Origin of the sequence: Pseudomonas oryziphila (assembly GCF_003940825.1) — a bacterium.
GTDB classification, from domain to species: Bacteria; Pseudomonadota; Gammaproteobacteria; order Pseudomonadales; family Pseudomonadaceae; genus Aquipseudomonas; species Aquipseudomonas sichuanensis.
In genome coordinates this window covers 3660768-3680226 of the sequence record NZ_CP034338.1, presented here as the reverse complement: position 1 = coordinate 3680226, position 19459 = coordinate 3660768, and the positions used below count along the sequence as shown (strand labels likewise).

Here is a 19459-nt window from a genome sequence, read left to right as displayed (position 1 = left end):
ATCTGCCCCGCCATGCGCCATGCGCCATGCGCCACTCGGCATCTGGCCGCAGCGAAGACTGATGGCTGTGGCAGGGTGTCGCACCCAGGTTGCTCAGGAGGTGTGCTTCAACCTGAGCGCTTTCGGTGCTAGAGTCCGTGCCATGAATCGCAACCACTCCCACCGTCCTCTCACTACCTGGGCACTGTATTTCTGTGTCCTGTTCAATGTGTTTTCCTGTGGGCTGGGGCACGGTCAGGCGCTGGGCTTTGCCTTGATAGGGATCAGCGGTGTGTTCTGCAGTCTTGGTGGCGACACCTCGACGCTCCAGGCCGAGGAGGGTAGCGCGCTTGTAACCGAAGAATTGAGCAGCCCATTCGCTTGCCCGTTGTGTTCGGCATCCTTTTTTTGCCTGCTGTTTCTATTTGGCGTGTTCTGGTTATTGGCACGCGCCAATCGACGCCTGATCAATGCTGAGGTGCGCACTGAGGCGCCGCCTCGATATTGTTGGCCCTCGGCCAACCCACGCGCATCCCCTCTCTGAGACTATCTGCACTCGAGTGCTGGAGCGAGCTTTTGCTCATGCTCCAGGGCGCCTGATCGTCCATTTTCACGTCCGTCAGAACGTAGGTGGTGCGCCCAGGTGATCGTCAGCTGTCAAGGGCATGAGCCATGAACTATCTGATTATCTCGCCAGTACTGGCGGGTCTAGCGCTGCGCGTTGACTCCCGCCCGAGAGTGGTTTGACAGTGCAGCGCTGCGGCATGAGTAAAACCACCTGGGACAATTTATGGATAGCAGCGCTGATGGCGATGTTGTTCAAGGTGTTCGCCTTGTCCGTGGCCAGTGTTGCGGGTGAGCTGAGCTTGGTGCAACTGCTTTCCGGCAGTTACTGCGCTTCCGGTGGCGCGCAGTATCTGGCGGTAGACAAGGACCCGGTCAGTTCCTCGCAAGTGTCGGACTCGGGGCATTGCTGTTGTTCTCAGGCAAACGGTCCGGTGCCGATTACGGCTAGCCTGCTGCTCTCGCGCTGGCTGCCACAAATTTCTCCTGAGGTCCCTCAGGCCAGCGGTCAACACCGTTCGCCCCGTCATGACTGGCCATCGATCAACCCTCGCGCCTCGCCTGCATCAATCCTCTGATCCGAAGTGAATACAGGTTGTCGCCCTTCAGCGTTCTGCTGACGTGCGAGCCTGCCGATGGCTAATGATTTCAGGAGCACGCGATGTCTCGCGCCTTGACCTCTCCGGCGGTGCCGGTCCCCGGTAATGCAGCTCGCAACGGTGATTTTTTGTTGCCGTTTCCCGATTACCCCTGCAATGCCCGCAGTTTCGTGCATCTTGACGCACGCCTGCTGCCGTACTGGCATACGTTGTTCGATGTATGTCCGAGCTTGCTCAAACTGGACCCTCCTGAAGGTCTGGAGCTATTTCGTCGTTTCATGACCTGGGCCTATCGGAATCATCCGTCACTGGACTGGACCTATTACGTCAGCGTCTGCCGCTGGCTGCTGAGTTCGCCTTACAAGGCCCAGGTTACCGATAAGCACATCGAAGCTTTTCTAGTCGCAGCGGCGGCGTTGTGGGTTGCCAGTGATGTTTCCCAAGCCCGTGGCCTGGTACTGGCTTGGCAACCGATGGGCGAGGTGGTGGTGGAGTGGAAGCAGGGGGCGCGTGCTGGCGCATTTACGCTTGAAGACAGCAAGCAACTGCCGTCGCCACCGTGGGACTTCTCATGGAGCCCACTCAGTGGCAAAGGTGCGGTCAGCTTTCGGCGTTGGTTGCCAGTGCCCGGCTAGGGCTGTGTGTTTGCACGGGCGGACCGAGGGCTCGCCCGACAGCGACATGATATTCAACCCACTTCGAGGCTCTGACGATGGATGTACTGCAATTCATGCGCGCGTTTCGTTCCGTGGTCCAGGCGGGCAGCCTGACGGGCGCGGCTGAACGACTGCAAACCAGCACGGCGAACATCTCCCGTATGCTCACGCAACTGGAGGCACACCTGCGTATTCGCCTGCTCAATCGCACCACTCGCCGTGTCGCCCTGACAGAAGCAGGCAAACGGTATCTGGCACGCTGCGAGCAGATACTTACGTTGGTAGACACGGCCGAGAGCGAGGTGCAGCAACAGCACAACCGGCCGATGGGGGAGTTGCGTATCCACGCGATGCACGGGTTGGGACAGCACTACGTGGTGGACCTGATCACCCGATACCGTAAACGCTATCCCGAGGTCACGTTCAAGCTGACGCTATCCAACCGATTGCCAGACCTGTACAAGGATGGCTATGACATGTCGATCCTGTTGCAGAACTCACCGCCTCAGGTGGCGTACTGTGTGCAGGCACTGGGTAGCGTAGACGCGATTCTCTGCGCGTCGCCAGGCTACCTGGCGAGCCATGCTCCCTTGGAAGGTGCGCAGGATTTGCGTGCGCATGCCTGTCTCAGCTTTTGTGATGGTGCGCGGCACTCTGATGATTGGCAGCTTTACGGCCCTTCTGGGCCAGTCAAGGTGCCGCTGGCGCAGACGCCACTACGGGTTGATTCGGAAGACGCAATGCGATCGGCGATCGTGGCGGGGTTGGGAATAGGTTTGCTGCCGGCATATGCGGCAGCTGAGGGTTTGCGCAACGGCAGTCTGCTCCAGGTGTTGCCAAGTTACCATGCTCGGCCTGGTGCTATCTATGCGATCTATCCGAGCCGGCAGCAGACGGATGTGCGCACCAGCACCTGGATCCATCATCTGATGGATCACATGCCGGGTATGTTGGCTGGCGATGTGCAGACCCTCTGTGCTTGAGGGGCCGTGCCAGTTCTGGTATCAGATCCAGGGGATCAAGACGATCACAGCAATGGGCAGAACCACTGCTGCAAGTAACGTCTGGCTGGCAATGATTCCTGCCATCAGGGGCGCATCCCCGCCTAGCTGCCGCGCCATGATGTAGGATGATGAGGCGGTCGGCAGTGCCTGGAAAAGCAATGCCGCGATGGCGGCCTTGCCGCCCAGCCCCACCACATGACAAGCGCACAGCGTCATCAGCGGCATGATCAGAAACTTGACCACCGATGAATACGCGACGGGTCGAAACCAACTGCGTACAGAGCCCAGCTCAAGCGCAGCCCCCACACAAAGCAAGCCCAACGGCAACGACGCTTGCCCTAAAGCCTTGATCACCGGCTCGATGCCAACCGGCAGGCCCAACCCCAGCGCCTGAAGCGCTATACCTGCGAAGCAGGCCAGAACAAGTGGGTTAAGTGCCACTTGCCTGGCAACCTTGCACACAGACATTCCGCCCCCTGTGCCGTAGCGGGCGAACACCAGTACACACAGAATGTTCACTGTCGGCACTATGGCCGCATTGGCTACGGCAGCCAGCGCGATGCCCTGGGCGCCGAACAAGCCGGCCACCACTGAGACGCCTACATAATTGTTGAAGCGCACCGCGCCCTGGAAAATGGACGTGAACGCCGCGTCGTTGTCTTTGATCAACGGACGGGCACCGACCATCAGCACCGCGACCATGACCGTCGAAAGGACAAGCGCCATGATCATCCCTTGGACGGGTACATTGTCCAGCTTGGCGGTCGCCAGACCGTGCAGAAAAAGCGCCGGCAGCAGAACGTAGTAACCCAGGCGCTCGGCCTGTGCCCAGAAGCTGTCTTGCAAAAATCGACTGCGCTTGAGCCAGGTACCCATGACAATCAGCAATGCGATAGGAGCAAGTGCTATTAAAAGTTCGGCCGTCACGCGTACGCCTCCAGCGCACTAACCAAGCGCTTGCACCCTTCAACCAAGGTGGCTTCGTCTGTGGCAAAAGAAAGCCTCAGGTGCCCAGGCAGTCCAAAGGCACTTCCGGGAACCGTTGCGATGCCGGCTTCGAGTAGATCAAGCGCAAGAGCTTGGTCGTCAATGCTCGTTTTGAGCTGCGCAAGTAGATAGAACGCACCCTCCGGGCAGGGCACCTGCAGCTTGTTGCTCGAGCGCAGGACGTGAAGCGCAGCATCCCGGCGCTGCCGATAGATCGCGTTGCGCTCGGCCAGAAAGTCTCGTGGCCCTTCAAGCGCAGCCACTGCAGCACGTTGGCTCAAGGTGCTGGTCTGTGTACAGTTTTGTGATTGCACGGTAGTGATTGCCGAAATCAGTGATTTCGACCCGCACCCCCAGCCGACGCGCCAACCTGTCATGGCATAGGCTTTGGATACGCCGTCGACAATGAGGATGCGTTCTGCCAGATCTGGCGCTACTGACGCCAGTGTCAGATAAGGCTCCTGGGTGAAGCGGATTTCTGCGTAGATATCGTCGGACAACACCATCACCTTCGGGTACTGGCGCAGAACGTCAGCCAACGCGTGGAGGTCGCGCTTTGAGTAAAGTGCCCCTGAAGGATTGCCGGGCGCATTGAGCACCACCCACTTGGGCGATACTGCTCGGCGCAGACCCGCTGTCAGGTGCTCTGCAGTCAGCCTGAAGCCTTGCGAAGCGGTGGTCGGCAGGATGATCGGTTGCGCGCCGCACATCTTAATCATGGCGGGATAGCTGGCCCAGTAGGGCGCGGGGACGATAACCTCGTCAGCGGGCGTTAGGGTAGCCTGGAATGCGTTGAAAATAATCTGCTTTGCGCCACATCCCACCGCGATTTGATCATCGCCGAAGTCCAACCCGCGATCTTCCCAGGCCCGCATACGAATAGCACGGCGCAGGGGCTCAATGCCGTTTGACGGGGCATAGCTCAGGCGGCTGCCCAAGGCTTGATGCGCAGCTTCTATTACGTGCGCGGGGGCGTTGAAGTCAGGTTCACCGAGCGTCAGGTCAACGATGTCTCGACCCGCGGCGCGCATTGCGGCGGCACGTTTGGCCATGAGCAGAATCGGCGATTGGAAAGCGCTGTTTGGCGTTTCGATATTGTGCATGGTGCCCTTCGCAATACAGTGGGATGGGCACTACGATATGAACTCGAGACCTAAAGTAAAAACGATTTAAAATTCACGGTTCAACAAGTTTTAATCATGGGTCATCACGTAGGCGCGTGCTGTTTGACCGCTTGCGCCAGCGCTGCCGCCAGCCGTGCGAGTGGTCTTTCTTCTTGTTCCAGAAGCACAACGCGACGCGTGCTTTGCGGTGATCCGAACGGCTGCACGTCCAGGTGCTTGAGGTCTTCGAGGTTTTGGTTCGATAGCGGCACCACTGACACCCCCAAACCGCTGGCAACCATCTGGATGATTGCATCCTGGCTGTCCAGCTCCATGCTGGTTTTCACCCGCAGGCGCATCCGCCGAAGCTCTCGATCAATGGTGCGCCCGGCCCAGGCCCTGCGGTCAAAGCGGATGAAGGGGAGTTGTTGAAGTAGCTGTCGAAAATCCAGGCCTGCGCATGAGCTCGGCGCAATGATCCAAAAGCCTTCTTCATAGAGTGTCGTACTGACCAGGCCGTAGGGGTATGGTTTCACCGGCTCTGTAGTGATCGCGACATCCAACTCGCCCGCCTCTACGCGCGTGGCCAATTCGGCAGACATGCCCGAGGCTACGTTTATGCGCAGGTGAGGGTGTTCGGCGGCCAGTGCGGCGAGGGCAAGTGGCAAGGCACCGGCCAATGCCGTCTGGATGGCGCCGATTTTCAGTCGGCCGCGCAGCTCGTTATCAGCCCCAATGTCCGAAGCAATGCTGTCGTAAAGTGCAATGATCTCGTGCGCGCGCTCCACGGCCAGATGGCCAGCGTCGGTTAGCACGGGCAAGCGCCGCGAGCGGTCGAACAAAGCGGCATTGAACTCTTCTTCAAGCGACTTTACGTGCAGGCTCACTGCCGATTGGGTGAGATGGACGGTGTCTGCCGCTCGCGCAAACGAGCCGTGCTGAGCGATAGCGATCAAAGAACGAAGTGCACGCAATGACATAGTGTTTTCTCATGCTTTGCTGCCGGCAAGCAGGTACGGGGTTGGTTTTATACGTGCTGTCTTGACGAAACTGCAAGGCCCGCTTGCCCGTGCTTGGGACATGCCGACCCTTGAGTAGCAGGATTTCAGTGATTGCCGTGAGCGGCGTCCTTGACCACGCCGTGAAACAGCGCGAACTGCCTGATCCGTTCGGTTGGCTGGCTGCGTTCGGCCTCGCGCACCGCCTGGCTGAGTCGTTCGGCGCCCTGTTCACGCAGCCCGGCGCTGCGCAGGGAAGCCGGGTCCAGTAGCGAATCACCCGCGCACAACACCACGCCCCAGCCATGGCCCTTGCGCAGCAGGGCGCGGCCGCCGCGCTGGTCCTGCAGCCAGCCGGCCACGGCGTGGTCGCCCTCGAGGGTATCCGAGCAAAGCCGATATCGAGTTCGCCAACGAGCCACAGGTTCACTACCTGATCCTCTCTACCGTCTTGGGCTGCGAGCATCCTGTGCGGTGCTACCGCATCGCGTAGGGCAAGGTGATCAAAGAGAGCCTGCGCATCATCGACAGCGGCACCCGCGCGGCCTGAGCCGCGCCACCGTCCGATTCTTCCTGTTATCGGCCTTGTGGCCGAGGAGTACCCCATGCCGGTTTTTGTCAGTGTTCCCACCCTGTTGCGCAGCTACACCCACGGCAGCAAGCGTGTCCAGGCCCAAGGGCAGACGGTGCGCGAGGTCGTCGAAGACCTCGAGCGGTGCTACCCGGGCATTCGCCAGCGGCTGATGGACGAGCAGCAACTGCATCGCTTCATCAACCTGTACCTCAACGATGAGGACATCCGTTTTCTCGATAACCTTGACACTGCTGTGAGCGACCACGATGAACTCACCCTCCTACACGCCGTCGCCGGAGGCGCACGATGAGCGATGTTTCGCCGACCGTGCTGGGCGGCTGCCGGCTGCTCGGCCCCTTCGCCGACCCACATGATCCGCTGCAGCGCGCCTTGAGCGTCCAGGCGCGGGCGTTGGGGCTGGAGGTTCGCCATGCGTCAGGTGACGGGCGGCGGCGGATCTATCGGCTGGAAGGCGAGGGCATGCAACCGGTCCACTGCAGCATCTCCGGCTGGGTCAGCGATGCCCCGAGGGCTATCAGCGAATTCACCCTGCAGGCCGCCTGCGGCCTGATGGCGGTACATGGCCGGGCACGTGGACAGGCGGAGGCCATCGATCTGGATTACCTTACCAACGTGGCAGCCAGCCTGGTGTTGACCTGGCTGATGGCCTCGGCGTTGGGGCGCCTGCGCGTCAGCAAGGCTGTCGAGTGCAGCCTGTCACTGCCTGGGGCGGGGTTGTTGTGCATCAGCCAGTACCTCGCCGGGGCGACTGCCGAGGAGGGCGCCGAACAGTTGCCTGCCGGCTGTTCTTCTGCACGGCTGCGCCCGCCCTTCATCATGCTGCGTCACGGCAGTGAGGCGTTGCGCCATGAGGTACTCGTGCCAGTGCTCGCCGGGGAGGTTGTGGCCAGTTTCGGCATGTCGGAGCCCAACAGCATCGGCTCGATATCCGCAACCCTCAAGACCCGCGCTCATCGGTGCGGCGATCATTTGCGGCTGGACGGCGAGAAGTGGTTTATCTGCCGTGCCGAGCAGGCGGCATTCATCACCGTGGTGGCACGCACCGGTGATGGGCCGGTGGAGCAGGCGCTGACCTTGTTCGTGGTGCGTCGGCACGCCCGGCCTGGAAGTCGCCGGGAGGATGAGCGTACTGGGGCGCTATCAGGGGCAATCGGGGGTACGGCTTTGTGCCGTGCGGGTCGACCCGCAGCAGGTCCTGGGTGAAGTCGGTCAGGGCTTTGCGCTGATCCAGGAGCGTCTGGGCCTGGGGCGCCTGCTGCGCTCTGCGCACTTGCTGGGCATGGCGCAGCGCTGCTCTGACCTGATGGGCGCGCGTATTGTCTCGCCACGAGGCACCCTGGCGCGCCTTGCGGACAAGCAACTGGTGCGCTCACGCATGGTTGAGGCGTACCAGGCGATCTATGCCACCCGATCACTGCTGCGCGACGCCGCGACCCGGTTCGATCAGGGGCAGCCTCACGACGTGGAAGCCGACCTCGCCAAGCTGGCGGCATCCAGGGCCTTGAGCCTGAATGCGGATTCAGCGATCTAGGTCTACGGCGCCGAGGGGCTGGGCGACGCTACGCCTCTGTCGGGGATCTACCGACATGCCCGCGCCAGCCACTTCATGGATGGTACTGACGATGCGCTCGTCAGCGCCGTGGGACGGCAGATGATCGCTGCCCACTAAGCCGGGAGTGGGTTGAATTTCGCCGCGCCGTCGTCGTTATCTGTACACGGGATAACCGCAATGGACGACGACAAGGACGGCCAACATGCAGACTGATCACGCGTTTATGGCGCAGGTCCGACAACCCTCCGCGCTGTTGCTGCGCAGCTTGCTGGGTGCGGCCATGGCCTTGCCCATGCTGGTGTTCTACGCCATCGGTGCGTTGGGCCCGTACCAGGTCGCCGATTTGGGTGTTCCCGAGACCAGGCTGGATTACCTGACCATGAGTGCCTTCGCCCTGGCCGCGCTGCTCTCGTTGTGGGCCGGGGCCATCGTCGATCGACTCGGTGGGCGGCGGGCGTTGGGGCTGCTGTTTGGCGCCTACGCCCTGGCGTATGCGTTGGCCGGCCTTCTGCCAGGCTTCTACGGGCTGGTGATCGCCCTGGCCATCTGTGGCGCGGCCCAGGCATTGGCCAATCCTGCGACCAATCTGTTGATCGCCGAAAATCTGCCGGTTGCCGAGCGGGCCGCGACCGTTGGTTTCGAGCAGGCCAGGGTGCAGGTGTCGGCGCTGTTCGCGTGGTTACTGTTACCTGCCATCGCTCAGGGCCTGGGCTGGCGAACGGCACTTGTGCTGTTCGCCCCGATTGCCCTGCTGTTGGGGTGCATCGGCATGCGCTCTCTACCTGCACGGCAGGCGGGCAAGGCAGGCCTGCCGATCACCCTTCAACGCCCGTCGGCCTGCCTGGCCCTGTTGATGGCTGTGCAGTGTTGCGTGGCCATCACCTTGTCGTCGTTCGTCACTTATCTTGGGGTCTATGCCCGCGCCCAGGACATGCCTGCGGTGCTAGCGGGTTCGCTGGTAGCGGTATTTGGGTTGATGGGGATCCTGGCGCGTGTGCTGCTGACCCCACTGGCCGCACGCATGAAGGACGAAAGCCTGATGCTGGGCGTGCTATGCCTGCCTGCTTGCGGCGCTGGCGGTCTACAGTGTGAGCCCGGCTGGCCCGCAGTCCTGGTCGTGGCTCTGGGTCAGCAGTATGGGCATGGGGCTGACCGCGGTGGGGACCAATTCGGTGGCGATGAGCATGGTGCTGCGCGACCGCTCGTTTGGTGCGCCGGCTGCCTCTGCGAGTCTGTTGTCGGTGGGGTTCTTCGGTGGTTTCGCGTTGGGGCCGCCGTTGTTCGGTTTGCTGCTCGGGCGTAGTCAGGGTTACAGCCAGGTGAGGTGGGCGATGATCGCGGTGTTGCTGCTTGGTGCGTTTCTGTGCCTGTATTTGGGTGCTCGGCGGCGCGACAGCAGGGGATGAGCCAATACCCGCTATCCGCCGCGCTACGGTACGTGCGGCATTGGGCATTAATCACCTGGACATGTAGTCGATCACGGCCTTGTAGTCATCGGCGCTGCAGTCCATGCACAGGCCCCGAGGCGGCATTGCATTGAAGCCCTCGGTGACGTGCTTGACCAGCACGTCATTGCCTTGGGCAAGACGCGTTTTCCAGGCTTCGTGGTCACCTTTTTTCGGCGCCATGGGCAGTTGGCCGTTGTGGCACATCTGGCAGGCGCGCTTGAACACTGCCTCTGGGTCCTGGGCGGCGTGAGCCAGGCTTGCTGTTGCTATACAGGCTAGCATTGCGAGTGTTTTTTTCATGACCTACCTCTCAGGTTTTTATTGGAGACCTGAGTCTATGGAAGCGACGGTAGCTGTGAGGTGCGACGTTCTGACGCAGGGCTGGCGTAGTGGCCTCAGATGCAGATTGGGTGCCGAGGGTGCGGCGTGCTGTCGCAGCGCCGCGTTGCCAGAGTGCTATGCTAAGTTGCAGTCGATCCGGTGTTGTACTCTTGGCAGGGTTTTCATTGAATCAAACAAAAGTCGGGGAGGCGGATCGCCCCGGCTTTTGTTTTTTCATAGCGCCAACGGGCATCCATACTCCGAGGACTCAGGAACGCTCGATACCGCATGCAGTCGGTTGTTCCTTTGCGCTCGATGAAGCGCAAACCCAAGCCTGGGCTACCCCGCCTGTTCGATCGCCCAAAGTACCGTCAACGCAATGTGATCGAGCGCATGTTTGGCTGGCTGAAAGAGAATCGAAGGATCGTGACTCGCTTCGACAAGCTGACGAAAAGTTATGCAGCGATGGTCTCGCTGGCCTGCGCGATGCGGTGTTTGAGACACCTCTTTTCAGACAGAGCCTAGTATAGCGCGGTGCGCCAACTGACAGCGTTTCAAGTGGCTACGGTTCAATTAAGTGTGCCTGTCCTAGGCGGCGTGGCGTTGGTCTTGGGCAGCAGAGAGCAACACTAGCTGCAACAGGGGAAGATTCGATTAAATCAACAAGAACAATTGATTCGATCCGTCCGGTCATTTCTTTATGGCGGGCATTCCTACCTTGGCCAACGGCATCCCCGGCGCAGCAGGTGTTGCGCCGCTGATGGTGGTCAAGCTTGCGGAATTTTTAGTCTCGGCAGAATGGTGTCGCAAAAGAAATCTGCAGTGGAGTCGGGCATTACGGCCAACGAGTCTGATGTACAAAAGGTCTTCTCCTGGACGCCTGCGCTGAGGATTAATGACCAGAGCTTTTTATACTGACGGTGCAAGTTTAGCGGTTCGGCTGGCGTGCGCCGATGGCGGAATATATTTCACGGAACCACACAGTCACCTCGGCCAGATTTTCCCCGAGCGTGTGCATGACTATGGCGGAGAACTGCCGAAATTGTCCTCTGCAGGCAGATCGCGTTCTCACAACGGGGCACATTCAGCAATCACGATACGCAGATAGCGGCTGGTCATTTCGAATAGCAACTCTTCCTTTTGCCTAAGGATTCTCCGATCAAGTCCCCAAATGTGCTGAAATACGCCTGACCACCTGATCCGAGCCACCCATGAGCCAGATGAGCTTTTCCGACTTCGAATATGCCGGCAAGCGCAAGCAGACACGCCGCGAACGCTTCCTCGCCGAGATGGATCAGGTCGTGCCCTGGACTGGGCTGCTGGGGCTGATCGAGCCGTTCTATCCCAAGGCCGGCGGCGGTAGAAAACCCTACCCGCTGGAAACCATGCTGCGCATCCATCTGTTGCAGAACTGGTTCTCCCTGAGCGATCCGGCCATGGAAGAAGCGCTCTACGAAATCACGCCTATGCGCCAGTTCGCACGCCTGACGCTGAGCGCGCCGATCCCCGAAGACACCACGATCATGAATTTCCGGCACTTGCTGGAGAAGCATCAACTCGCACCTGCGATCCTTGCGGTCATCAACGGTTACTTGCAGGAGAAAGGCCTGTCGTTGCGCCAGGGCACCATCGTTGATGCCACCATTATTCATGCCCCAAGTTCGACCAAGAACGAAGAAGGCAAGCGCGATCCCGAGATGCATCAGACCAAGAAAGGCAATCAGTATTTTTTCGGGATGAAGGCTCATATCGGCGTCGATGCTGAATCCGGCCTGGTTCATCACGTCCATGGCACCGCAGCCAATGTGGCCGATGTCACACAGGTCGCCGAGCTGTTGCATGGCGAAGAAAACGCGGTGTATGCAGACGCCGGGTACACCGGTGTCGAGAAGCGCGAAGAGCATGAAAATCGTGAGGTGATCTGGCAAGTCGCCGCGCGCCGCAGCACGTATTCCAAGCTGAACAAACGCAGCCTGCTTTACAAAGCCAAGCGCCAAATTGAGTACTGCAAAGCTCAGACACGGGCCAAGGTTGAGCAACCGTTTCGGGTGATCAAACGGCAATTTGGTTACGTGAAAGTGCGCTTTCGAGGGCTGATGAAGAACACGGCTCAGTTGACCACTCTGTTCGCTCTGTCGAACCTATGGATGGCTCGAAAGCAGCTGATGGGTATGGGCAAGTTACGCGCGTAACACGGAAGACCGGGCGACAAAGCCCTCAAAACGCTGTGCATGGGACTTTCTTTCGGCAAGCAGCGGTACGCGCCGGAGAATGTTTGGCCTGCCGCCGCTTTTCGGCAAGTTGATCGGAGCATCCCTAAATGATATAGAGCGCCTCGATCCAGGACTGTAGCCTTCTCCTGCTCAGCAAGACCGGTTGTGTGAAGTCCCGCGTCGAAAAAGCGCTACAGCGATTTTCAGTATCCGTACCTTGGTACCATTTTCAGTGGCTTCGATGGCGGTGGCGGTATTTTTCTTCGCCTTGAATGAGCCCCAGCGTGTTAGTTCTAGTCATACACATACGGCTGAAGCGAAAGATAACGATCATCGCCCGGCAGCGCAGTCGTTACCAACCGCACTCAATTCTTGCGGATAGCACTCGCCAGATAGCATTGGGTCGGCTGGTGTTCCGATAGCCAGTTTGCTAGGGCTATGATATGCGTTGGCGACGCAACTCGGTGATGATCGTGGTTGTGTGCTCCAGCTTGATCTCGCTGACCGGCTGTTTGCGCGTAGCAGGCAAGATGAGGTTTCTCAGCCCCCTCCTCGAAACCCTGAGATTCGATACGTAATATTTGTCCCAGCATTTCCATGCGGATCAGCCTGTGTTTCCTGCTCGAAAAGTAAGTCGAAGCAGTTTAAACCCTCGGTCAGGTTTCGGTCAGCGGCAACATCCGGGGTTGCTCTGGGGTGATCATCCGTTGGAACGCAGAGAAGGCATTCCTCAGTGTTGATGTGATTTCCCTCAGAGTACCTCACCCGGCGGGAGCCTTCAGTCCGCGTGGTGCTGAATCTGAAGGAGGGGGGGCTGGATTCTTTGTTGCCCATATTATCTGTCCGGGGTCTGGTGGGTATGGTGGTTGATAAACTAGCTGGCTGATCCCTCTGATCCCTCTGATAGGCCTGGAGCAGCTCTCGTTCCAGATAACTCTAAAGTTCTTTGTAGAGTGTGGCGCAGATCTGTAAGCTTCCAAAGTTCAACGATAAGAAATCCCTTGAAGGTAAAAGTTTCCTCCAGTGATTGCACTGCGCTGGCTGTTTCCAAGGATGCAAATTTTCGATTGGTTTCCGCTAAGCGATGATGAGTGGTGAATGGCCGCACATTGGCGCAATACGTCACAGTGAATAGGGTCGCTAATAAAGCTCCAAGAGTTCTCGTAGTCAAAATTGCTTAAATATTTCTTATGTGAACTGTGGGCGCAGGGTAGCCCTGAGAATAACGAGCTAGGCCTGGAGCGCATCGAGGGCTAAATTATGAGTTAACCTTCGCATCCACTCAGGTCACAAGTCATACCTTGGTATGATAGACTGCTGGTGGCTGAAGAGTACATTTGCTCAAGACTCTGAGTAAATACCTCTACTGATTGCGCGCCCGATATAGTGCAGGTTTTGGCAAGTTGGAAAAGCGGGACCCCGCTTCCGAAGCTCTTGGCCGTAGACTCATCCTTAGTAATCAATCGAATTAATTCGCTATTGGTCCAAGCGTTTTTGACAAATTCTTTCGGGATGTCTAGTTTTGCCGCCTCCACCGCAATTGAATCGAGATCGTAGAGTGAGACTCCTCGCGTAATACTAGCTTCATAGAGATTTTCGATCAGTGCCTGGCTAACGTCAAGCCTGTCGGCAGCTTTAACTAAAGCATGAACAGCGGTCGTGTCACCAAATAATAGTGTGTCAAAATTATAGACTAGGCCTGTCGCCTCTGCGTGAGTTTGAATGCTATTTACAAAATCGTCCACTGAGCGATGGTTACCAAATTTTTTAAGCAGAACGTCTTTGATTGGCATTGGTCTTTGGCCTATCGCTAGGCGGTAAGCTCTATGATTAACCTTGATTTGGTCGCGATGCTTAAAGTTTGCGAGTGCCATTTCGAAGCGATGCTTTGCAATCCAGCACCACGGGCAGGCAAAATCAGACCAGACATCAACGGTGAGGCTTTGGATCGAGGTGGTCATGGTTAATTCCAAGTGGAAATGATAGGTTTAGTCTAATTCTACCATCTAGTAGGTAGCCCTGCAATGTCTCTCAGTGCTGGTGGGGAACGTGCCTCACGTGAAGCCTGTTCGCGGGTGGGTAGGCACTTGCCTCAAGTCAATTTTCAGGTTTTTCGCCTTGCTGTCTCCTGTGTTGTCAGCATCTCGGGTCATGTGCAAGGCCGGTTTACGTGGCTTCACTGCGAGCTATATTTAAGGGGGCCGTCCTAGGATAGGCGGTACCTTGATGGTGCGTGTAAAACGAGGTATTCTGTAAGCTTATTTTGTTAAGCGAGTTTGGAATGAGTACCCGTACTGACCTTCTTGCATCTGCAGAGTCTTTGTTGCGCACAAAAGGGTATGCAGCGTTCAGTTATGCTGACCTTGCACACATCATTGGTATTAGTAAAGCAAGCATCCATCACCACTTCCCAACAAAGGAAAAATTAGGTGTGGCGATTGTGGAGAACTATATCTTCAGATTCTGTAAGCGTCTTGAGCAAATCGATCAGGAGTCTGAAAGCGCGGTGCAGCGTCTAATTGCGTTCTCCGCCTTATTTCGTGAAAGTCGTGATGCGAGCCTTCTGCCGCTTTGTGGCGCTCTGGCCGCGGAAATCGCTGTACTACCGGATAGCCTGCGTAAGCTCACTAAAGGCTTTTTTGAGCTACATCTACGTTGGGTAGAGGATACGGTCAAGCTCGGGCAAGAGGAGGGCGAAATAAAGACTTCGCAAGGGCTCAAGCCACTTTCTCGAACGATTCTGAATTTCTTGGAGGGGGAGGCCTTTGTTTCTTGGGCTATCCAAGAAGACTCTAGTTCTGAGAATTCTTTTGAATGCTTCTTGAGTGGCTTTACAAAGCATTCGTGATTTGGTCGTCGCCGACGTCGGGCTAGCGCGCCGGCGAGACTGACACGGAAGTTACTTCAAATTTTTACTGAATTCATTAAGCGCTTCCTCTAGATCTCGAATAAGATCGTCAGCGTCTTCCAGGCCGACATGAAGTCGAATCAAATGCCCTGGCTCTTCCCATGGTTTTGCGGTTCTTATTGATTGTAGCGTTGCGGGGAGCACCAGGCTCTCAAAGCCTCCCCACGAGTATCCAATCGAGAACAACTTCAATGAATCAACAAGCTTGTCTACACACGCCTGTGGTGCCTCTCGTGTCACAAACGACAAGAGCCCAGAAGCACCTTTGAAATCTCGCTTCCAAAGGTTGTGCTGAGGATGGGATTCGAGAGCTGGGTAGAAAACCGATTTCACTTCGGATCGTTGCTCAAGCCATTTCCCTACAGCGATCGCATTTCTCTGGTGTCGCTCCAGGCGTACATGCAACGTGCGTAGCCCGCGGAGGGCAAGCGTAACGTCGTCGGGGCTGGCGAAAATGCCCGTCAGTGCGTGGAAGGATTTGATCTTATCCCACGCGCGCGGCGAAGCAGAAATGGTACCCAGCATCGCATCAGAATGACCTACGATATATTTGGTCGCGGCCATCACCGAAAGATCGATTCCATGCTCAATGGCGGGGAAGAAGAGAGGTGTACCCCACGTGTTATCGGTGATAGTGAATGCGCCGTGTGTCCGGGCGACTCTCACGATGGCAGGGATGTCCTGGACCTCCATGGTCAGGGAGCCGGGTGACTCGGTGTAGATGACCTTCGTGTTCGGTTTGACCAGGCTCTCGATGTCAGCACCAAGGGTGGGGTCGTAATAAGTCACTTCAAAATTGAAGCGGTTCTGCAGTGAATCGCACAGCGTGCGAACGGGTGAGTAGACGTTATCTGGGATCAAAATATGATCACCAGCTTCCATCAGAGCAAGGATCGCCGTTGAGCATGCGGCAAGGCCCGAAGGGCATAGCACCGTACCTTCTGCTCCTTCTAGCGCTTTGATTGCGCTTGTCAATGCATCGGTAGAGGGGTTCCCCCATCGACCGTACTGGTATTTTTGCCGTCCCTCACGAAATGCCTCGGCGCTAGGGAATACGACAGTCGACCCGCGATAAATCGGTGTATTCACGAACCCGTGATGCTGGTCGGGCTGTATTCCACCATGGGTCAAAAGCGTTTGCACATCATACTCTTGTTTTGCACTCATAACCGTTTCCATGACAAAGGCCATTATTTAAGGCGTCGGGTGCTGTGCATCCTAAACCCTTAGGCATCATATACGCAAACCGCTACCTAGTGGTAGAGGATGTAAAAATCCTTATAAATCAGCTATTTATACCAATATTATGATTTTTGTTGAATGTCTACCTACTAGGTGGTAGCGTTTTATCGTCTCTAACAAACCATTTGGCTTCGTCGCTTCCATGGAAAGCATTGGCATAAGCCAAGTCTGGTCGAGGAGCACCGCAGTAGCGTTGTTGATGAATCAGTGTTTCGTGGCGGAGCGGCACTGACACCCTATGAGTGATTAGGTGGACTATGACAAACACAAAAATAAAAGTTAAGCCAGATTCCGACGTTGATAAAAAGTCGTGGCTTGAATCCCATGAGCATGGCTATGCAAAAAATCTAAAAAATCGCCATGTTCAGATGATCGCACTTGGAGGCGCTATCGGGACCGGCCTTTTTCTGGGAGCTGGCAGCAGGTTGCACACAGCCGGGCCAGGGTTAGCAGTGGCGTATTTAGTATGTGGTTTATTTGCGTTCCTGATACTACGCGCACTGGGAGAGCTGATCATGCATCGGCCAAGTTCCGGTAGTTTCGTATCCTATACTCGTGAGTTCATGGGCGAAAAAGTCGCCTACGTTGCCGGCTGGATGTATTTTCTTGTATGGGCAACGACGGGTGTAGTAGATATTACGGCCATTGCAATTTATATGAAATACTGGAATATGTTCAGTGACGTGCCTCAATGGTTTTTTGCACTGAGTGCATTAGGGCTCGTCACGCTGCTTAATATGGTCGGCGTTAAGTGGTTCGGGGAAATGGAATTTTGGTTCGCAGTAATCAAGGTAGCTGCTATCGGTACCTTCCTGGCAGTAGGGACCTTCTTCTTCGCAACAGGCCATGAGATTGCAGGGCATCAGCCAGGGTTGGATCTAATTTTCAACAATGGCGGTATCTTCCCTAATGGTGTGCTCCCAGCAATCATTATCATGCAGGGGGTGGTGTTCGCTTATGCCAGTATTGAGTTGGTAGGTACGGCGGCAGGCGAGACTGAAAATCCGAAAAAAGTTCTTCCCAAGGCTATCAATGGCGTAATTTGGCGGATTGGGCTTTTCTATGTTGGCTCTGTGGTCTTGTTGGTTACGGTTTTACCGTGGACGATGTACGAAGCCAATGTTAGTCCGTTCGTGACGTTCTTTGGCGCTCTTGGCGTACCAGGTATCGGTACGGTAATGAACATCGTGGTATTGACGGCAGCATTGTCGAGTCTCAATTCAGGCTTGTACGCCACTGGCCGGGTGCTTCGCTCGCTTGCGATGGGTGGCTCTGCACCTAAGTCGTTGGCTGCCATGAATTCGCAGGGCGTTCCGTTCAAGGGCATTATCTTGACAGTGGCAATCAATGCTATTGGCGTACTTCTGAACTACTTGATCCCTTCTCAGATCTTTGAGTTGATGTTGAACGTAGCCGCCCTTGGGGTTCTGTCAACTTGGGGATTCATTGTTCTCTCGCAAATCTACTTCAGACGAGCTGTCAAGAGAGGAGAGGTAGAAGCGGTTGAGTTTAAGATGCCAGGCGCTCCATATACCTCTTGGTTGACCTTGGGCTTCTTACTTGTAGTGTTGGTCATGATCGGGTTCGATTATCCCAATGGGACGTATACGCTGCTGATGATTCCAGTTATTGCGATTGCGTTGATGTGGGGCTGGTCGCGTACAGCACATGTAAAAAATAAAAAGCCAGAAGGCCGGGTTGTCCCGGAAGTGACGGTTCTTAAGTGATTTGCCCCGTCATACGAAGCCGCGCCTAGCGCGGCTTTTCCGCAGATGCTTTTTCCTCAAGCCGGCTGCTTCATACGTGCTCTGGCTGGCGAGCTAGGGATTTAGCTAGGCAAGCTCACGGCTGTTGATCTATCGCCACCCTTGGCCTGAATCGCCCCGGGCTTCGTATGCGCTTACCGGAATATTCGAAAACGGAGAAGCTCATCGGGCTCATGGCAAAGCTTGCTGCGGTCGCTGAACGGAAGGCTATTTCAGCACAGGTCGGGTGGCCTGTGCTGACGTGATTGGAGAGCCACCTACGGGTGGCGAACGACAGCTCTTGTCAGCCTACCTACTAGATGGTAACATTATTTAAACCCGGCTCCTTGGGTGATAACTTACTTTCTGTGCCATAGCGAAACTGCGAGGATCACATGCAAGATTGGAAACAAGCCCGTCAAGATATCAACGCTCGACTCATGCAATTGGGCGCGCTTTCTCCGGACACCATCAAAGGTGTCATGGCTCTGGGTGGCGCAGGCGCCAAGACTAACCATCTGGATGCTAAGACTCGCGAGTTAATTTCCCTGGCAGTCGCCGTAACTACGCGCTGCGATGGCTGCATCGCATTCCACGTCGCCGAAGCCAAAAAGCTCGGCGTAACCGTTGAAGAGGTGTCTGAAGCCCTTGGTGTAGCGATCAACATGAACGCAGGTGCAGCACTCGTCTACAGTACCCACGTTCTGGATGCCTTCGATAAAGAGTAAACAGGTAAGCCTATCTGTTAGATACCAATACATATTGAGACAGTCAGTTTGTTGCTCAAGTGTGAATGACTGCACAATTTGATAGGTAGGCGCAATACGCGAAGCACGCTACAAGCCTGTGCAAAATATGTGTCGATCAAGAGCTTGTAATTGTACCAACTGGTTGATAGATTTATTGTGATTCATCTTAAGCCGTCCGGCGCTTAAGTGCACTTGAGAGGAAAAGCAGATGAGTAACAACCTGAATGGCATTGATGTAGCAGCCCTGCAGCAGTTCGCACAAAGTGTCACCGAATCGCCAGCGGTAGGCGAAGCTCGTTTTAATGTGAAGACCAAGTGGGAGCACCAGACTCGCACTGTCGCTACCGTCAACCACTACTCTCTAGGTGGCGAAAATTACCAGCGTCACTTCGAAATCGCTGCCGATGAGCCTGAGCAACTGCTGGGCGCTAACAGTGCTCCGAACCCACAAGAACTTCTGATGGCTGCTCTGAACGCATGCCTGTCTGTCGGCTATGTGGCCAACGCTGCAGCCATGGGTATCAAGGTCAACAGCCTTGAAATCGAAGCGGACGGCAAGCTGGATCTCAGGGGCTTCCTCGGCTTGAACGAGAGCGTCAACCCAGGTTACGACGAGGTAAGCTACACTGTTCGTATCGATACCGACGCCCCGAAAGAGCGCGTCGAAGAACTGCACAAAGTAGTAACTAAGACCTCGGTAAACTTGGCCAATTTCTCGAAGGCAATTCGGATGATTCCGACTTTGGAGGTACGTAATTCGTAATTAGTCTGCACCTACGCATGATAGGATCGTTGC

Annotated in this window: 19 protein-coding genes and 2 pseudogenes; 14 read left to right on the top strand and 7 right to left on the bottom strand. The window is 56.4% G+C overall.

Going from position 1 to position 19459, the window contains the following annotated elements:
• Positions 1 to 142: 142 nt before the first annotated feature.
• The 4 genes from EJA05_RS17340 to EJA05_RS17325 all read left to right on the top strand — a co-directional run bounded on the left by EJA05_RS17340 (position 143) and on the right by EJA05_RS17325 (position 2781).
• The gene (locus tag EJA05_RS17340) at positions 143 to 523 is read left to right on the top strand and encodes a DUF2946 domain-containing protein (protein ID WP_125859175.1); all 381 of its coding nucleotides are present in this window, start codon (positions 143 to 145) and stop codon (positions 521 to 523) included.
• Positions 524 to 743: 220 nt separating this feature from the next.
• Positions 744 to 1121, top strand: coding sequence for a DUF2946 family protein (locus tag EJA05_RS17335; protein ID WP_223811845.1), 378 nt, complete (start codon positions 744 to 746; stop codon positions 1119 to 1121).
• Positions 1122 to 1204: 83 nt separating this feature from the next.
• Positions 1205 to 1777: a putative natural product biosynthesis protein gene (locus EJA05_RS17330; protein WP_125859174.1), complete on the top strand. Its 573-nt coding sequence runs from the start codon at positions 1205 to 1207 to the stop codon at positions 1775 to 1777.
• A 77-nt stretch (positions 1778 to 1854) separates the two neighbouring features.
• On the top strand, positions 1855 to 2781 hold the full coding sequence (locus EJA05_RS17325; RefSeq protein ID WP_125859173.1) for a LysR family transcriptional regulator: 927 nt from the start codon (positions 1855 to 1857) through the stop codon (positions 2779 to 2781).
• Positions 2782 to 2802: 21 nt separating this feature from the next.
• Here the strand turns inward: EJA05_RS17325 and EJA05_RS17320 are convergent, their stop codons facing one another.
• The 4 genes from EJA05_RS17320 to EJA05_RS17305 all read right to left on the bottom strand — a co-directional run bounded on the left by EJA05_RS17320 (position 2803) and on the right by EJA05_RS17305 (position 6312).
• Positions 2803 to 3678 (bottom strand): AEC family transporter, encoded by an 876-nt coding sequence (locus EJA05_RS17320; protein WP_407692102.1) that lies wholly within the window; start codon positions 3676 to 3678, stop codon positions 2803 to 2805.
• Between the two features lie 47 nt (positions 3679 to 3725).
• Positions 3726 to 4892, bottom strand: coding sequence for a pyridoxal phosphate-dependent aminotransferase (locus EJA05_RS17315; protein ID WP_125859171.1), 1167 nt, complete (start codon positions 4890 to 4892; stop codon positions 3726 to 3728).
• Between the two features lie 104 nt (positions 4893 to 4996).
• The gene (locus tag EJA05_RS17310; protein ID WP_125859170.1) at positions 4997 to 5872 is read right to left on the bottom strand and encodes a LysR family transcriptional regulator; all 876 of its coding nucleotides are present in this window, start codon (positions 5870 to 5872) and stop codon (positions 4997 to 4999) included.
• A 125-nt stretch (positions 5873 to 5997) separates the two neighbouring features.
• A complete protein-coding gene (locus tag EJA05_RS17305; protein ID WP_125859169.1) occupies positions 5998 to 6312 on the bottom strand; it encodes a copper uptake system-associated protein in 315 nt (104 codons plus the stop codon).
• Between the two features lie 183 nt (positions 6313 to 6495).
• Here EJA05_RS17305 and EJA05_RS17295 point away from each other — a divergent pair, with 183 nt between their 5' ends.
• The 4 genes and pseudogenes from EJA05_RS17295 (at position 6496) to EJA05_RS17280 (ending at position 9340) form a co-directional block, all read left to right on the top strand.
• Positions 6496 to 6774 carry a MoaD/ThiS family protein gene (locus EJA05_RS17295; RefSeq protein ID WP_125859168.1) on the top strand — a complete coding sequence of 93 codons (279 nt, stop codon included), beginning with the start codon at positions 6496 to 6498 and terminating at the stop codon, positions 6772 to 6774.
• Positions 6771 to 7688, top strand: coding sequence for an acyl-CoA dehydrogenase family protein (locus tag EJA05_RS28460; protein WP_223811844.1), 918 nt, complete (start codon positions 6771 to 6773; stop codon positions 7686 to 7688). The genes EJA05_RS17295 and EJA05_RS28460 overlap by 4 nt, the downstream gene beginning before the upstream one ends.
• A pseudogene (locus EJA05_RS28455) lies at positions 7606 to 8154 on the top strand (acyl-CoA dehydrogenase family protein). The gene EJA05_RS28460 and the pseudogene EJA05_RS28455 overlap by 83 nt, the downstream one beginning before the upstream one ends.
• An 85-nt stretch (positions 8155 to 8239) precedes the next feature.
• Positions 8240 to 9340: an MFS transporter gene (locus tag EJA05_RS17280; RefSeq protein ID WP_223811842.1), complete on the top strand. Its 1101-nt coding sequence runs from the start codon at positions 8240 to 8242 to the stop codon at positions 9338 to 9340.
• Positions 9341 to 9494: 154 nt separating this feature from the next.
• Here EJA05_RS17280 and EJA05_RS17275 read toward each other — a convergent pair whose 3' ends face one another.
• On the bottom strand, positions 9495 to 9785 hold the full coding sequence (locus tag EJA05_RS17275; RefSeq protein WP_125859167.1) for a c-type cytochrome: 291 nt from the start codon (positions 9783 to 9785) through the stop codon (positions 9495 to 9497).
• Positions 9786 to 10085: 300 nt separating this feature from the next.
• On the opposite strand from EJA05_RS17275, the pseudogene EJA05_RS17270 reads away from it, so the two are divergent.
• Together EJA05_RS17270 and EJA05_RS17265 are read left to right on the top strand one after the other, a co-directional pair.
• Positions 10086 to 10331 (top strand): annotated as a pseudogene (locus EJA05_RS17270) (transposase); the annotation flags it as partial.
• Between the two features lie 686 nt (positions 10332 to 11017).
• The gene (locus EJA05_RS17265) at positions 11018 to 11998 is read left to right on the top strand and encodes an IS5 family transposase (protein WP_125859166.1); all 981 of its coding nucleotides are present in this window, start codon (positions 11018 to 11020) and stop codon (positions 11996 to 11998) included.
• Positions 11999 to 13284: 1286 nt separating this feature from the next.
• On the opposite strand, the gene EJA05_RS17255 is transcribed toward EJA05_RS17265, so the two are convergent.
• Positions 13285 to 13980: a DsbA family oxidoreductase gene (locus EJA05_RS17255; protein ID WP_125859165.1), complete on the bottom strand. Its 696-nt coding sequence runs from the start codon at positions 13978 to 13980 to the stop codon at positions 13285 to 13287.
• Between the two features lie 320 nt (positions 13981 to 14300).
• Here EJA05_RS17255 and EJA05_RS17250 point away from each other — a divergent pair, with 320 nt between their 5' ends.
• Positions 14301 to 14867: a TetR/AcrR family transcriptional regulator gene (locus EJA05_RS17250; protein WP_125859164.1), complete on the top strand. Its 567-nt coding sequence runs from the start codon at positions 14301 to 14303 to the stop codon at positions 14865 to 14867.
• Positions 14868 to 14918: 51 nt separating this feature from the next.
• On the opposite strand, the gene metC is transcribed toward EJA05_RS17250, so the two are convergent.
• Positions 14919 to 16094 carry a cystathionine beta-lyase gene (gene metC / locus EJA05_RS17245; protein ID WP_125859163.1) on the bottom strand — a complete coding sequence of 392 codons (1176 nt, stop codon included), beginning with the start codon at positions 16092 to 16094 and terminating at the stop codon, positions 14919 to 14921.
• Between the two features lie 332 nt (positions 16095 to 16426).
• Here metC and EJA05_RS17240 point away from each other — a divergent pair, with 332 nt between their 5' ends.
• From EJA05_RS17240 to EJA05_RS17230, 3 genes are all read left to right on the top strand, one after another.
• The gene (locus EJA05_RS17240; protein WP_125859162.1) at positions 16427 to 17896 is read left to right on the top strand and encodes an amino acid permease; all 1470 of its coding nucleotides are present in this window, start codon (positions 16427 to 16429) and stop codon (positions 17894 to 17896) included.
• 413 nt (positions 17897 to 18309) lie between these two features.
• On the top strand, positions 18310 to 18642 hold the full coding sequence (locus EJA05_RS17235; RefSeq protein WP_125859161.1) for a carboxymuconolactone decarboxylase family protein: 333 nt from the start codon (positions 18310 to 18312) through the stop codon (positions 18640 to 18642).
• Between the two features lie 229 nt (positions 18643 to 18871).
• On the top strand, positions 18872 to 19426 hold the full coding sequence (locus EJA05_RS17230) for an OsmC family protein (protein ID WP_125859160.1): 555 nt from the start codon (positions 18872 to 18874) through the stop codon (positions 19424 to 19426).
• Positions 19427 to 19459 lie beyond the last annotated feature (33 nt).